This is a genomic window from Nocardia aurantiaca, assembly GCF_009708175.1.
Lineage (GTDB): Bacteria > Actinomycetota > Actinomycetes > Mycobacteriales > Mycobacteriaceae > Nocardia > Nocardia aurantiaca.
In genome coordinates this window covers 170,783-185,618 of record NZ_WMBB01000013.1, presented here as the reverse complement: position 1 = coordinate 185,618, position 14,836 = coordinate 170,783, and the positions used below count along the sequence as shown (strand labels likewise).

Sequence of the window (14,836 nt, the reverse complement as noted above, 5' to 3'; positions counted from 1 at the left end):
TAGCTGGCCGTCGTAGTCCGCCAGCCAGCATCGCGAGTTGGTCGGTTTTGTCTCTCGATTCGATTGTGGCCAGGTGCTCGTTCTGTCGACGGTCTTCTGCGGGCTGACGGGCGGGCAACGAGCGCGCGTTCGTTACGGCCGAAATGCCCTATCGAGGTGGTACCGTCTCCAGTTTGCGAGAGCGTTCTCAGACACAGGGTTCGACGGCAGGGGAGGACGTGGGATGGCAACGCCCACACAAGAAAACGGCATTTTCGATGGTTTCGAGGGGTACCAGACGCCGACTGCCGACCAGTACATCGAGGTGCTGCGAAACGGGTTGGTGTCGTTCGACGCGAATGTGCTCCTAGACCTGTACAGATACAACGGGACCGCGCGTGCCGATCTCTTTGCCATCATGCGCTCGCTTGGAGAGCGTGTATGGGTCTCCCACCAATGTCTGGAGGAATTCTGGCGCAATCGAACCTCCGCGATGAACGATGCCGTCGGCACAGCACGTTCGGCGAAAGATGAGATCGAGGACGCCCAGGTCAAGTTGTCGGAGCGAATTCGAACCTGGGCGAACAGAGTGGGCCTCGCGGACGAAGAGAAGGCCACCCTTGTTGGCAACGTGATGGAGGCGTTGGGTCCAGCGCTCGAAGCCGTGCGTGAACGGATCGACGAACACGCGGACTCGGCCGAAGAGACTTTCAGTCTCGACACCAATAAGGATCCCGTGGTGATCGAGCTGGCGTCGATCCTGTCCGGCCGGATCGGGCCGCGCCCCTCGGACGAATGGTTGGAGGCGGCGCGTCAGGAGGGAACACGGCGAGTGCAGGCGAAGGAGCCACCTGGGTACCGCGACAGCGGCAAGGGCGAGCGCGCCTCTGGCGACTACCTGGTCTGGGGGCAGCTGATTGTGGAGGCCGCGACTCGGGACCACGACGCCATTCTCGTCACCAGCGACAAGAAGGACGACTGGTGGAGGAAGGAGGGAGGCGCCTGGCTCGGCCCGCGTATCGAACTTGTGGACGAGTTCCGCAGGGAGACGGGCCGACGGATATTCCTCCTGGATCCGAAGCTGCTGTTCCAGTACGCGAAGGCGTCCTTGGACGTGCCCGTCGATCCGAAGTCGGTCTCGGAGGCAGAGAGGGTTGATCGACTCCGTGGGACCTTCAACTCGCCCGACACGCGTGACGCGATTGTCGCGGCGATGTATCGGAAGGCCCATGAACTCGATTGGACCGCGCTGAGCAACGCTGAGAAGACGCGGCAATATCGCGAGTGGGTCGAGGATCCGGAGGTGGGAGGCGTTCTTTCAGCCGACATGTCCGAGGATCAGATCCGGGTATGGATGAAAGATAGGCCGATGAAGGAGTACATCCGAGCCTTGGAAGGGATCGGACCGTACGCGCAGTTCGCGGTCGAGCGGTACGAAGACCCTCAGGTGCTGATCAGGACATCTTTGGGTGATGACTGGGATGTGATCGAGGGCTCTACCGGTGAGAAGCCGATGCACTGCCGCGTGGCGAATGGAAAGTCGCAACGTTACGTTTGTTGGGGGCGTCCGGGGACATTCCGTGACCTCATCCACGCGGCACTCGGCAACTCCGGTGCCGAAGACGATCGCGCGCTCGTTATCGTCACCACATTTGGGAACGAGGAGCTACGCGATATCGATGAACTGACCCGAACCGCGTCGAGGGCCAACGTCGACATCGATTTCGTCAGTCGGCAGTTGGTCCCAAACCCCGATTACCAAGGATAGAGAATTGGTCACTGCCCGCCTCCAGATCGGCGATACGCGTTTCGAGTTTCCTTGCGGGACAGTCGCTCCGTGAGTGGGACATCATGACAACTGAGACAGGACAGGGATCGACGAGCCCCCGCTGCTGCCCCCGGTAGGGTCGTTCGCTAGGTGGTTGCCTGCTCTTGAACGAGTTCGGCGTGTCGGATTCGACACGCCGAAGATCGCTTTCGAGATTATCCAAGCTGATGGTGGCGTCAGTGTGGTCTCGCGGGGATCGCCTGCTTCCTGTGGATGTGCGCACGCGACTCGGCCGGGAGGAGTTCGGTTGCGTGGCCGATGATTCTGCTGATGGCGGAGCGGCTGAGGTTGATCTCGCGGGCGATTTGGGTGGGGGTGCGGCCGTCGGTGAAATGGCGGATGAGGACATTGGCCACGAGTCTCGAATCCCGTCGGTGTGCGGGGTCGCCGTTGCAGATCACTTCCGCCATCTGGGCCCAGCTCCGGACGTCGGGGTCGGATGTGTCCGGTGTGTGCACGCTGCTGGGGTGCCTTTCGGTGTCGTGCGCACTGTCCGAGCTGCGGTGTGGCGGTTTGCTTTCGGCGTCGGTGCCGCGGGTGGGCGAGTCCAGGCTGAGTGGCGCGGGGTGTCGTCGGAGTCCTGAGTGGGCGAAGGCGAGCAGTGAGATGGTCGCTTGGGTCATCGTGCCTTCCACGATTATTGGAAACAGCCAGGACTCGCTCGTGGGCACTGCGGCTGAGATGGCGAGTGCGCGTAGGGCGGTGAACGAGAGTCGGAAGGCGGCGAGGGCGATGAGGATGGTGAGCGCGGTTGCCGAGATGTGGGTGAGGCGTGCGGTGGTGTGTGCACGGGCGAGGACGGCGACGGAGTGCACGGCGGCGAGCAGTGCGATGGGCGGCACGATTGCGATTGCCGCGGCGATGGCGGGCTTCGTGGGGGCGTAGAGGACCGCGTGGTCACACCAGCGAAGCGCCAGCGCCTCGCCGGGCCGAGGGCCGGTGCCGAGTTCCACATCGGCCACATCCAGTACGCACCGGTTGGGTTTCGGTCCGCTGGTGTGGGCGGGCACATCGTCGACCTTTTCACCCGCTGCCCATAGCTTCGGCTGGGTCCGCAGTTCGGTGAGCGTCTCCAGGTCGGCGGCACGCGGCTTCTGTCGTTTGCGAGGCAGGTCGGCCACTTCGTGGACCGGATTTTGGCTGATGGCGTCGTGGCGGACGGCCATGCCCATCGCCGTGCAAGCACGTACCAAAGCTGATACCACGCCTATGGCGGCCTGTACAGCAGCGCCTTCAAGAGGTACGTCGGGCTCGAAGCCGCAGCCCGGCGGCTGACCATCTACCACGACCAGCGCATCCCGGGCTTGCTGCAGACGGCCGACTACGCGCGGGCGATCATTAGCGCATCCCCCAAGTTCACCAGCAGCGAAGACATCGAAAAGGGCGTCGAGCACCGACTGAAGCGCCAGGCTCTGATCACCCACAAGACCAACGCGGTCGAGTTGGACGTCATGCTGCATGTGTCGGTGCTCTACTGGACGCTCGGCGGACCGAACGTCATGGCCGGCGCCCTGCGGCATCTGGCCGAGATGTCGAAATATCCCAACATCACCATCCGAGTGCGCCCCTACAGCGCCGGTCTCACATGGGGATTGCCGCACGGCTCGTTCATCCTGCTGGGATCCGATTAGAACGCCAGGGGAGAGCCGGTCGAACCCCCGGTCGTATACATGGACGGCGGTCTCTCCCAAGACGTTTACCTCGAGAAGGCCGACGACGTTCGCCTTTATAGTGAGCTTGCTACGGCCATCCGGGGTAACTGTCTGGGTGAGGTAGAAAGCAGAAACCTGCTGCGGCAGGCAGCGAAGGAGCACGAGCGTGGTGAACGGTGATCTGACCAGGGCGGCATCGTTCAAGAGCAGCTATAGCGAAGGCAGTTCGCAGTGCATCGAAGTGACGTGGCTCAATGGAGGCGGGATCGGCGTCCGCGACTCGAAGAATCCGACTGGCCCTGCACTGATCTTCACGCCGGGACAATGGGATATCTTCATGGCCAGCGTGCAGGACGGCGAATTCCAGCGCCCCCGGTGAAGTAAGTCCTGATCTGCGGCTGCATCCGGTGTAGTCGGCGACCTTGTAGACGGCTCGACCGATCATGATCGGTCCGGGCGGTGGGTACGGGACCATCCAACCGCGTTCAACGCATTCGGCTTTCAGGCGGTCGAGGGGTAGGCAGTGGTGGCGTAGCCCTGTTCGAGGATGTCGGGTGTACTCGGGCGACTACCTCAGGTTGTGGTAGTGGCTATTCGACGATTCATGTGAGGCCGGCAAGGGTGAGTTGGTTGAGTGCTGCATCGATGTCGACGGCGTCGGGGTCGAGAACGGAGGCTACGAGGGAGCGGGTTACCGCACCTGTTTCCGCAGCCGAGATCAGTTCTACCGCAGCCTTTTCCACGCTTCCGTCGACGCGCCGGCCCCCCGTGGTGAGGACTCGGCTGACGACGCCGAGCGTGGTTTCGGCGGTCCACACGCCCGGTACTGCGGCGGCAACGCCTGGCCCGGTGGGTGAGTCGCCGCGGTACCAGCGGCCGTTGTCCCACCAGTAGCAGAAGGACAATGTTCCAATCGCGGCGCGCGGGTTGAGCACCGCGTCGGTGATCCATTCCGGCGCGCCTGCATACAATTCCGGCATCGGCATGCCCTGGTTGTAGGCGGCGTCGAGGGTCGCGGCGTTCCAGACGCCGCCGGAGATGACGGCCCGGTCGTGTGCCAGCAGGTAGAGGGTGCTGCCGCTGCGGGCCGATCCTTCGAACCAAGCCAGAGATGGCAGGATCCGCGGCGCCTGCAGTGAACCGATCGCGGCGTATATCGCGGCGAGCGTTGCCCATCGACCCCATAGCTCAGGCAGCGGTGGGAAGTCGTCGGTCGAAAGTTGCGGGTGCACACCGCTGTCGCGGTGGCGGCGGGCCTGTTCGGCCGCGGTGCGTGGAGAGCGCCTCTGTCGATCCCGGTGCCCGACATAGGCGGCCAACCACACCGGTACCCGAGAACGTGGATATGCCTGTAGGTCCGCGAGATACGCATCGGGGGCGAGGAGGTCCTCATCGGGGAACGGTTCGTCGCCGTAGTCGTAGTCGGTTTCGAGGGCGCCGACGTTGGTGAGCCGGATCAGCATCCGCCACCACGGCCCCTCGGGCATCCGCGCGGTCACCTCGCGCTGCTCACCAACCGAGGCCACCACCTTCTCGGAAGGATCGACTCGTAGCGTGCGCTCTCCCTTCGAGAAGACAATCCGCCACGACTGCGCGGCGACGGTCCACACGAACACGGCCTCAAGCCGCTCCCACCCTTCCGGAGCTGTGGCGGCAAGTTCGCGGGCAATCGTACGGGTTAGCTCCCGCGCCTGCGCTCTGATCTGCTGCTGGTCGACGGCGGGCAGTTGACGTTCGTGGACAAGGGAAATCGCGACATCGGGCTCGCCGGTGGCGACGGCGGATTCGCGCATGAAGTTGTTCAGATACTCGTCATCAGGGTTGGCTGGTTCGCCGGTCACGATGGATTCCCCTCCTCTGTCGATTGCGACCCTACACACCCGGCCGGGACAGCAGGCCGGTCGTTCCGGTTGAATATGAAGGGTTGCTATGACAGCGTCGAAGGACCGTTTGGGGAGGAGCTGATCAATATGGCCGACAAGGTCGAAGTCAATGCCGAGGCACTGCATACTGCCGCCGATAAGACGGCGCAGGTGCACGACCAGGTTCGCGATATCCTCAGCTCGCTGCAAAATGCGTTGTCCGCCAAAGGAACTCCGTGGGGTAATGACGAATACGGCCAGCGATTCGCAGGCGGCGAGAATGGGTATCTGGCCCAGTCCGGCAACCAGACCGACGGGATCGCCACTATCGCGACGAGCTTCGACCACTTCGCGACCACGCAGAGTAAAGCCACGGACGCCTTGACCGGTGTCGACGGCAGCAACGCCCGAGGATTCGGGGCGGATTCATGACCAACGAGCAGGGCAAGGCGGAGCTGGCCGGGTTGCTCGACGAGTTCCAGGTGCAGATGCATGCGATCGCCGAGATCAATCGCAAACGCACCGAGCTGATCGCCAGCGGCACTGGTGGGTACAAGCGAGTGACAGTGACCGTCAACGCGAATGGTGTCGTCATCGATACGAAATTCAGCGAGGAAATCCTCGACCTCGAGCCCCACGAGATCGCGAAGGCGGTCACCGAGGCCGCGCAGGCCGCGGCTGCGGAAATGGCTCGCAAGAACGAAGAGCTGATGGCCCCGCTACGTGACAGCCGGGCACGGATTCCGAAACTGTCCGATCTGATCGTCGGGCTGCCGGACGTGGAGGACATGGTCCCCGAGCCGCTGCCGATCTCCACCGCGCCTCCCGGGGCCCCAGAACGCCTGAGCGACACCAACGAGGGTGCGGACCAGCGTTTCACCGACGTCGAATACATCGATCTGAACCAGCGGAGCAATATCGCTGCGCCGGAGTGGTAAACACCGGTGTGATCAACATGCCTGGCTGGCGACCAAGACCGCGAAATTGCTGTTAGAGGGCCCAATCGAGCCCTCCTGCGGTGTTATGGGCCGTGGTCGCTGTTGCGTACCAATCTTGGGTTTGGTTGCATAGCGTCTGGCACGGTCTAAGGGTGGATGGCTTCTTGGGGGGTTGGTGCTAGGGATCCGGGGGGATTCGTCTGCAGCATCCCGATTGTCGGCAGAGTATCCGCTGTCGCCGTACGGCGTTCGTGTCGATGGGGTCGGGCGATGATTCCGCGGCCGCCGGGCGCGGGGTGGCTGGGGTATCTGGCGGGGATGAAATGGCCGGATGGCGACGAGGACTCGTTGTGGGCCATGGCCGATGACTGGCATTCCCACGCGGACCAAATGCGCGCTCTCGGCGATCACATCGATGTTGCGAAAGCTGCCGCGCAGGTGGCGTATCCGTTCGGTGACGGCGGTGAGGCGATGGTCGCCGAGCTGGAGAAGATGCGCTCGGGCAACGGCTCGATCGAAGAACTCGCCGGGTGGATGGACAAGATCGGCAACAGTGCCCACGGCATGGGCACCGAGACCGAATACACAAAAATCATGTTCTACGCCACGCTGGTGACGCTGGCGATCGACCTGGCCGCGGCACCGCTGACGGGGCCGCTCATGGGGGAGGCCGAGGCGGTCGCGGTCGGCGCCGCCCGTGTCGCGGTGCGGTTCCTGACCCGACGGCTGCTCTCGGAAGCCGCGAAGAAGGCCGCGGAATCGGCTGCGGCCGCGGTGGTCAAGTACACCGTCCGGCACATCGCGCTGAACACGATCATCGGCACCGCCACCGATGCCGGGATCCAGGTCGCCCAGATGATCGAGGGCACCCGCGACAACTTCGACTTCGGCCAGCTCGGCATCACCGCCCTGACCTCGGCCGGTGCCGGCGCGATCGGCGGGCCCATCGGCGCCGGCATCGGCAAAGGGCTCACCAAACCGTTGTCGAACATGCTGGGCGACCGCGCAAGCGCATACATCTCCCACGCCGCCGGCGGTGCGATCGGCGGCGGTGTTGCCGGCGGAACCATGGGACTGTACTCACTGGCCACCGGCGGCGAGTTCGATTGGCGCACAGTCACCGGCGGTGCAGCCCAGGGCGCGACCGCGGGCCTGCGCCAAGGTGCCCTCGAATACAGCCGCAACCAACCGAAGACCGTCGACGCCGCCACGGCCCATCCCAGCGACCTGACTCCTGCCACCCCCGATTCCGAATCTCCGAAGCAGCAGAACACTCCGCATACCAGCGACACCGAACAAACTCCCGGTCATCCCGGTACCGATCAGGGAACATCCACGCATCCGGCGGACGCACCGTCGAATAAGCAGCCCGGCGATGTCGCCACGCCCGCGCAGGAACACCTGGCCGATCCCCGCGCCGCCGGACTCGGCGACAGTCCACAGCACTCGCCGATCATGGCGGACAATCCGCGCTTAGGCGAAAACCACAGCGGAGGAACAACACTCGGTGATCTGAGCGCGTCGGTTCAGGTTGCGCCCGTCGCCGACCGCACCGGAATGCCGTCGGGCACCGGGTCCGGCTCGCCCGCCCTCGCCGATCCGGGATCGAATTCGCCCGCGCCGGTCCGCAATGACGTCCCGACGACCACCAAACCTGCCGACGTTCCGGCGACCCAACCACACCCCACCTCCGACCTATCCGGTACTCAGAACACCCGACCAACCCTCGACTCCCGCTCGGCATTACCGACTGATACACGTCCCGGTGGCACCGCACGACCGGAACCGTCGCCACTGCAGACGCGGCACTCCGGCATCGAGGCCGCCCCTACGTCAACGCACGACCCGCAGGCGAGCACCGAAAAGACAGTTCAGTCAGCCAGCACATCCATCGAACAACCAAACACCAAGACTGCCAACCCCGCCGGCACCCCCGCGCGGATCGAGCCCGCCGTAGCCACGCCGATCCCGGTCGACCGTGCCCCCAATGATCGCCCAGCGAACCGCCCCATCGACCCGACCAGCAAAACCGGCACGACTTCCCCCGGTTCCGAGCGGACTCCGAGAGACAGCCGCTCGGAGGATCCTGCCCACACGGACGATCCCCGCCGCACACCGGACGTCGACCCCGACGAGGCTGCCCCGCGCGCCGCAGAAAACTTGGACGACCAACAAGCCCCAACCCGCCCCGATGACGAACAGCATGCTCCGACCCGCCCGGACGAGGAACAGCATGCTCCGACTCGCCCGGACGATGAGCAGCATGCCCCTGCGCATGAGCCGGAGCACCCGGCCAACCCTGATCGCCCAGAGTCGCTGACTCCCTATCTGAAGGAACGTTTCGAGGACCTGCGCGCCCGCGCCACTGAAATCGTGCTGGCAGACAGAGATTCAGCCCGCCAGCATGAAGTCCCTGGCCTGCGTGCCGAATTCGGCGAACGATTCGAAAAGCTCGGCCTGCTGGACACCGACAGGACGACAACACCATGGCGGCTGCTCGAAGAGCATCAACCACAACTTGCTAAATATCTGGGCGACAACGAGAAGTTTTTCCTCCCCGACCATTCCGAGCCGACCAAACCCGCTCCGGAACATTCCCCGGTTGACCACCCGAATACCGACCCGCAAGCACACCCTGGCAAGGAAGGACACGACGAGGGCGGCGATCCGGCCGACACACCCGCCCATGCCGACGAGACAGCGGCGACGAACGCCGAGGTCGACCGGGTGCTTGACGAGATCAACACCAAATTCGATCCGAAGCAATCGGCGTACTCCGAGAATTGCACGAGTTGCGTTCAGGCATACGAGATCCGGCGCCGCGGATTGGCAGGACCCGAGCTGTCCGCCGGCCCGCTCGAGAAGCCCCTCCGAACCGAGGAAGGCGGGCCGGGCGGTCGACCTATCTCCGAGGTCTCGCAAGCCTGGGGTGGGCAGTGGCAGGCCGGTACCAGGGCTGAGATCGAGGCGGCCTTCAGTGAGCCCGGATCTCGTGGCGCGGTCTTCATCAACTGGAAGACCGGCGGCGGGCACGTATTTTCCGTCGAAAATGTCGGCGGCACAGTCCGATTCATTGACGGTCAGCCCACACCTGCCGTGCTCGATGCGGCCCCCTACTTCGATCGCGGCGGTAACACGCAATACATCAGGCTGGACGACAAACCCATCCCAACGTTCAGCGCCGTCGAAAAATTCGTCGAACCAACGCACGTACCCGAGGAAACCCCTCCACACCAGGCGAATCCGACGTCCGAAAACCGCTCCGCGCCAAAGCATCCGGGCGAGCTTCACGCCAACCTGGACTCAAACCCAGACCAGGCCGCACCGCACTCCATGGAGCACCCCGAGAAGAACCATGCCCCCTCAAACCCCGGTGAGGAACAGCCCACCCCCGCGCACCAGCCCAATCCCGATCGTCCTGACTCCCTGACCCCACACCTGAAGGGCCGTTTCGAGGACCTACGCGCCCTCAGCAGAGAAATCGTGCTGGCCGACAGTGATCCAGCTCGCCAACACGAACTCCCTGATCTCCGTGCCGAGTTCGCCGAGCGATTTGAAAGGCTCGGCTTGTCGGATACCGACAGAACCTCCGCGCCGTGGCGACTGCTCGACGAGCACCAACCCCAACTCGCCAAATACCTGGGCGAGAACGAAAAGTTCTTCCTGCCCGACCGTCCTGAGCCTGCCGGGTCCGGGCCGCAATCGGAGCGTTCGCCGGCCGCTGAACGCGAGCCCATGGCAGGCAGCTCTGAACGCGACAGCCGATCGCCGGAAACCGGATCCCAGGGTGATCACGAAACCACTCGATCGCCTCACGAGTCCGATCACCCGGAGGTCGATGGCCGAACGCCGGAAGCTTCTGAGCAGAAGCCGAATTCGCTGCGACGCGATGAGGACGCCGCGCGTGTACCCAGGAGTGAGCCTGTAACCGACGTGGTCCCACCACGCTCGGCACCTGAGCCCACCCAGTCGGACAGGGACCCGAACCCTGCACCCGCCGATACTCGCGCTGACATCGCTAACACTCCCCGTACTCCCGATCATCCGGTCGAACCGGACGGGCCGGTCCGGCTAGGGGATACACATGACACCCACCCGAGCCGGACCGATGAGCACGAGGGCGAGGGGACTCCGCCCGAGGGCGAGCATCACCCCACGCCGATCGAGGAACAAGCTGACATCGAGCTTCTCGATGCGACACAGCATGAAGCGGACCAATGCGTGTCATGGTCACCGGCGAAGAACCGCCCAGCCGTGGCAGAAGGACTTCGACTGGCAAGTGGAGAGGTGTTTACGGCACCGAGTCTCCGAGGCGAATCGGCTACATTGCATCCGGACGTAGAGCGGATCCTCGATGCGATTCCTGTCGCAGAGCGGGGCCGCGGACATGGCTCCTGTGGACTTCCCCGGTGCATATCGGAGGCGCTGGACGCGGGATTGGATCCGACCGGCGCCAAGGCCGCTGCCAAGATTGTTCGCAGCAATCCGGACCACCCGAAGCATGGGTACCCGGTAGGCCCTTGCCCTAGCTGTAAGCCTCTCCGGGAACACTATTCGCTGGATTTCATTACCGACGATGGGAGATAATTGTGACGCAGTTCACGGACGAGACCGAACGTATTCTTCGTGCTTCGGGATGGTCGCCCGGTAGGCAGGTCGATACCAGTGCCTGGAGGGAGAGGCTGGAACGCGGCGGGTTCAGATGGAACGCCGCGGCAGATCGGTTTCTCAAGGAATTCGGGGGGTTGGCTGTTGATATCTCCGGCCCAGGAATCACTTCCGCCCGTGAACCCTTCGAGTTGGATCCCCTGTTGGTCGAGGGCGAGGACGACAGGTTCGCCGAATGGGCCGAGGTCGTCGGTGAGTCGATCGCACCGGTGGGTGAACTCGACTCCGGCCGCTACTTCCTCGGAATGTCCGAGTCGGGCGATCTCTACCTGGTTGCCGATTGGCTCGCCTCGTTCGGCCCGATTCCAGAAGCACTCGAATCCCTGATCCTCGGCAACTCACCTGTGCCTGTTGAAGAACGCTGATGCGGTGCCGGGCACCCGAGACCACGACCGACCTAGAGAGGGAAACATGACTACAACATATGACCAGGCATTCGAGACCATTGTCAGCCATTTCAAGCCGACGTGGAGTCACGGCACCTTTTATGTCGATGATCAGGAAATTGTCGAGACCGACGAGCTCTACGTGTTCAAGGTGGGCGCACGTGAGTGGCTGGTGGACGGCGATCTTTCGTTTGCGATCGCGGGTGGCGTCCCCGTGGTTTACAAGGATTCAGGTCTGCTGGGCTCTCTCCCCTCGGTAGCGGTGGCTACCGACCCCGGTGTTCGGGTGCGCCGTAATCCGAATCCGGTTTTTTCGGCCGACTCTGCATAACTGAGCTGGATCCAGCGGGATCGGTGGCCTACGCCAGAGTACTTCTGTCGGCGACTCGCACCAGGCCATCCCGGTACCGGAGGTAGGGCGGGAAGGGGTTTGTCGAAGGGTTGGTTCCAGGGTGGTGGTCACCGGATACTTCGTCTCCGAACGTAGTCCCGCGGCTAGCGACCAGCGGACGCCGACTCGGCGAGATGCGCTTGTACGTACGGGATTGCGACTGTTTCGAAGCCCTGGTCACCGGTAAGTACCGGGTGGACGTTGACCTCGAATACCACCCCACCGTTCTCGACGGCGAGATCGACACCACCGAACGGAAGTCCCAGTGCCCGGGTGGCCGCGATCGCCAGGTCCTCCAAGGCCGTCGTCAACGCGTGCCGCGGGCGCAAGATCGAGCGGGCTCCCCGGGACTCGTTGCACGGCAGATCCGGGTTCGCCTGCACATGCTCGCAGACCCGCAGCACCCGGTCGCCGAGCACAACCACACGGTATTGGTGGCGTCGGCCTCGCACATCGAAATTGCCGGCGTCGCGGGTCAATACGAACTTCTGCCCGCTCGCCGCGTACCGTGCGACGACACTGCGGAGCTGCTTGCCATCGGTGACGTGGAAGACGTCTGAACCGCCCATACCGACCGCAGGGCGAGTCCACACGTCACAGTCCAAGCGCTCGAACGCTTCCTCCGCGGCCGACGCGGAAGGCTGCTGCAGCACTATCGATTCCATCTGCGGGATGCCTGCTGTGCGGAACCGGTCGATCATGTACTGCTTGTCGGTGGCCACGTGCCACGCGGAGGCATCGATACCGAGGCAGGCGACGGTGTCGCGTCCGATCGTTTCCTGGAAGAGGGCCAGCCGAGGCCGGTCGGCCGGAGGAATCTCGTAGAGGATCAGGACCGCCGGTTCAGCGTGCACGCCGTCGATGGGGATCTCGAGGATCGGAGTCGATCCGATCCACCGGACTGTCCCGTCACCGCCGTCGTAGAAGCGGCGGGCATCGATCGCAACGGGTGCGCGAGCGGTCAGCACCTGCACGGCGCGTGTCAGATGCGCTCGGCTGCCCTCGGTCGAACCGAAGTCCGTCATCACGACGATGTCGTTCACGATGATCCCCCGCCGCAACTCTCATATGCGAAATACGTTGCCACATCAGTGTATTGGATGCCCGACTCGACGGAAGGGGTATGCGAATTCGCATGTCCTCGGTCAAACTGAAGAAATGCCGTCGAAGTGAGATGTGTACCGCTCGCCAGCACCCAGACGCGCCGGAAACGACCCGGTCAGAAGGCTGACATCCGCTGGATTCACGAGGACCTTTCCTGAACGAGTCATTCCGAATCATCGCCGAAGGGAGCGCCGTGATCGTAAGCACACCCGTCGCTCGCTGGACCTGGGGATGGGACCACGCCGAGACCGACACCGTCGAGTTGTGTCTGAGCGGTCTGCTGCTCGGATACGCCGCACTGTCCGCCCAGCGCCTCGCACTGGGCGCACCCGCCGTTCATATGACGATCACTGAGGTTGGGAACATGACCACAACATACGACCAGGCATTCGAAACTATCGTTAGCCACTTTATGCCGAAATGGCGTCACGGCACTTTCTATGTCGACGATAAAGAAATCGTCGAGAACGATGAACTATATGTGTTCAGGGTAGGCGCACGCGAGTGGCTAATGGACGGCGATTTATCATTCGCCATCGCGGGTGGTATCCCCGTGGTCTACAAGGATTCAGGTCAGCTGGGTGCCCTCCCTTCGGTGGCGGTAGCCACCGACCCGAGTGTTCGGATTCGTCCTAATCCGAATCCGGTTTTTGCGGCTGACTCTGTATGAGCCTGGATCCAGGCGGGGTTACCTGCCTGCTGGTCCGGAAGGCCGGGACCTGTACTAGATACATTCCCGCAAGACAAGCGGACAGCTTTACACCGAAGAATCGGTGTTGACTATCCGGATCGGAGGTCGGCTTCTCGGCCTATGCGGCGGTTTTCGTGTCGCTCGCGTTCTATGCGGGCCGCAATGCTCTCAACCGTCCAGCAGTCCTTCGGCTGGGGTGAATGGACGGGGTTCAGTGCCGTGAATGAAACGAGCGCCCACACCGCCAGCCCTCCGATGCCGAGGCCAGTCAGAAACGTCCATACCGCTGCGAACATGGCATTCTCCTGAAGACGAGAACCTGGATTTCGGTCGAGGATTTCTCTCAATGAGCGCTGGGCAGTCGGCGTCGCCCAGTCGAGACTTCGTCTTTGAGGTCGTCGTAGCCGACGGCCAGCTGCGCCAGCCGCTCCCACGCGTGCCACAGCTCCGAGTCGTCCGCACTGGTCAACGCCGCGAGAGCGCACGCGGAGAACTTCGACAGTCGGTCGATGACCGCCCCGAGGCTCTCGGTGTGCAACCGAGCGCAACCCAGTGTCGGCAGAACTTGATTCGCGACCCAGTTGTCTATGTCGTGGATCAGTGCGCGGCGCTGTTGCTCAATGCTGTCGCGCACTGGCAGATCTATGGCGAGGCGCTGACGGTGTAGCGCGGTCAGCTCTCTGGCCCAACGTAATACGGGGTGATCGCCCTGTACGTCGCCGCGGCAGGCGGCTAAGACGCGATCCTTCGTAGGCAGGGCGTCCATCAGCGCTCCGAATCTTTTGCGCCGGTTACTCGCCGCAGCTGGGCACAGTCGCGGACCACTTCCAGCACAAGGGCTGCCGAAGGTCGACAATCGTTGTCGGGCAATGTGTTCCAGACCCGATATGCATCCGTGTTGTTGGTGGGTGACGGCAGGGCAACTTCGGCACCCACCGGTGCCACGGTTACCGACGCGCGGTACATCTCCGCGTAGAGGAGGAGATCGAACACCGGGATATCCGGGGCGGCAAGAAAAGTCCACCGTTGGGAACGAGGGTGGGATATGACCGGACCTGCAGCAACGTTGCGTGCCGCCAGTAGGCCCTTGACCCGGACGCCGAGTCCGCTCGGCATGGTGATCGCGGCGACGGTACCGACTCTCAGGATGATTCGGCCGGTCTGGTGCTCTACGTGCGCTTGCAGCCCGCAATGGCTGCGGTAGTAGGCGCACCTGGTTTCTGGCGTATCGCTTAGCGACGTAATGCCGATGTCGCTTCTTTCGGGGGCAGGCCGGAACGGCTCGCGCAGACGCCGCGCCCCGTCGGACTCGGGCGATCGACTCATCATCTCGCACC

The 14,836-nt window shown here is 63.5% G+C and carries 14 protein-coding genes; 9 read left to right on the top strand and 5 right to left on the bottom strand.

From position 1 onward, the window contains the following. Positions 1-223: 223 nt before the first annotated feature. On the top strand, positions 224-1,747 hold the full coding sequence (locus GLP40_RS26295) for a PIN-like domain-containing protein (protein ID WP_154790675.1): 1,524 nt from the start codon (positions 224-226) through the stop codon (positions 1,745-1,747). Positions 1,748-1,983: 236 nt separating this feature from the next. On the opposite strand, the gene GLP40_RS33355 is transcribed toward GLP40_RS26295, so the two are convergent. Beyond that, positions 1,984-2,928 carry a DUF2637 domain-containing protein gene (locus tag GLP40_RS33355; protein WP_196054794.1) on the bottom strand — a complete coding sequence of 315 codons (945 nt, stop codon included), beginning with the start codon at positions 2,926-2,928 and terminating at the stop codon, positions 1,984-1,986. A 96-nt stretch (positions 2,929-3,024) separates the two neighbouring features. On the opposite strand from GLP40_RS33355, the gene GLP40_RS33350 reads away from it, so the two are divergent. Beyond that, a complete protein-coding gene (locus GLP40_RS33350; protein ID WP_268867178.1) occupies positions 3,025-3,438 on the top strand; it encodes a DUF5753 domain-containing protein in 414 nt (137 codons plus the stop codon). Positions 3,439-3,628: 190 nt separating this feature from the next. Continuing rightward, positions 3,629-3,838, top strand: a complete 210-nt coding sequence (locus GLP40_RS26285; protein ID WP_328290673.1) for a DUF397 domain-containing protein — start codon at positions 3,629-3,631, stop codon at positions 3,836-3,838. A gap of 223 nt (positions 3,839-4,061) precedes the next feature. Here GLP40_RS26285 and GLP40_RS26280 read toward each other — a convergent pair whose 3' ends face one another. Continuing rightward, positions 4,062-5,300: a hypothetical protein gene (locus GLP40_RS26280; RefSeq protein ID WP_154790673.1), complete on the bottom strand. Its 1,239-nt coding sequence runs from the start codon at positions 5,298-5,300 to the stop codon at positions 4,062-4,064. A 129-nt stretch (positions 5,301-5,429) separates the two neighbouring features. On the opposite strand from GLP40_RS26280, the gene GLP40_RS26275 reads away from it, so the two are divergent. From GLP40_RS26275 to GLP40_RS26255, 5 genes are all read left to right on the top strand, one after another. Beyond that, on the top strand, positions 5,430-5,753 hold the full coding sequence (locus tag GLP40_RS26275; RefSeq protein WP_154790672.1) for a hypothetical protein: 324 nt from the start codon (positions 5,430-5,432) through the stop codon (positions 5,751-5,753). Next, positions 5,750-6,259 carry a YbaB/EbfC family nucleoid-associated protein gene (locus tag GLP40_RS26270; RefSeq protein ID WP_154790671.1) on the top strand — a complete coding sequence of 170 codons (510 nt, stop codon included), beginning with the start codon at positions 5,750-5,752 and terminating at the stop codon, positions 6,257-6,259. The genes GLP40_RS26275 and GLP40_RS26270 overlap by 4 nt, the downstream gene beginning before the upstream one ends. A gap of 270 nt (positions 6,260-6,529) precedes the next feature. Beyond that, on the top strand, positions 6,530-10,846 hold the full coding sequence (locus GLP40_RS26265; RefSeq protein WP_196054792.1) for a WXG100-like domain-containing protein: 4,317 nt from the start codon (positions 6,530-6,532) through the stop codon (positions 10,844-10,846). Between the two features lie 2 nt (positions 10,847-10,848). Continuing rightward, positions 10,849-11,292, top strand: coding sequence for an SUKH-3 domain-containing protein (locus tag GLP40_RS26260; protein ID WP_328290672.1), 444 nt, complete (start codon positions 10,849-10,851; stop codon positions 11,290-11,292). 46 nt (positions 11,293-11,338) lie between these two features. Then, positions 11,339-11,644: a hypothetical protein gene (locus tag GLP40_RS26255; RefSeq protein WP_154790669.1), complete on the top strand. Its 306-nt coding sequence runs from the start codon at positions 11,339-11,341 to the stop codon at positions 11,642-11,644. Between the two features lie 164 nt (positions 11,645-11,808). On the opposite strand, the gene GLP40_RS26250 is transcribed toward GLP40_RS26255, so the two are convergent. Continuing rightward, the gene (locus GLP40_RS26250) at positions 11,809-12,747 is read right to left on the bottom strand and encodes an ATP-grasp domain-containing protein (protein WP_154790668.1); all 939 of its coding nucleotides are present in this window, start codon (positions 12,745-12,747) and stop codon (positions 11,809-11,811) included. Positions 12,748-13,001: 254 nt separating this feature from the next. Here GLP40_RS26250 and GLP40_RS26245 point away from each other — a divergent pair, with 254 nt between their 5' ends. Then, positions 13,002-13,478 carry a hypothetical protein gene (locus GLP40_RS26245; RefSeq protein WP_154790667.1) on the top strand — a complete coding sequence of 159 codons (477 nt, stop codon included), beginning with the start codon at positions 13,002-13,004 and terminating at the stop codon, positions 13,476-13,478. Positions 13,479-13,842: 364 nt separating this feature from the next. Here the strand turns inward: GLP40_RS26245 and GLP40_RS26240 are convergent, their stop codons facing one another. Together GLP40_RS26240 and GLP40_RS26235 are read right to left on the bottom strand one after the other, a co-directional pair. Further along, on the bottom strand, positions 13,843-14,133 hold the full coding sequence (locus GLP40_RS26240) for a DUF4254 domain-containing protein (protein WP_328290671.1): 291 nt from the start codon (positions 14,131-14,133) through the stop codon (positions 13,843-13,845). Positions 14,134-14,264: 131 nt separating this feature from the next. Further along, positions 14,265-14,825: a DNA-directed RNA polymerase subunit beta gene (locus tag GLP40_RS26235; protein WP_154790665.1), complete on the bottom strand. Its 561-nt coding sequence runs from the start codon at positions 14,823-14,825 to the stop codon at positions 14,265-14,267. Positions 14,826-14,836: the final 11 nt, after the last annotated feature.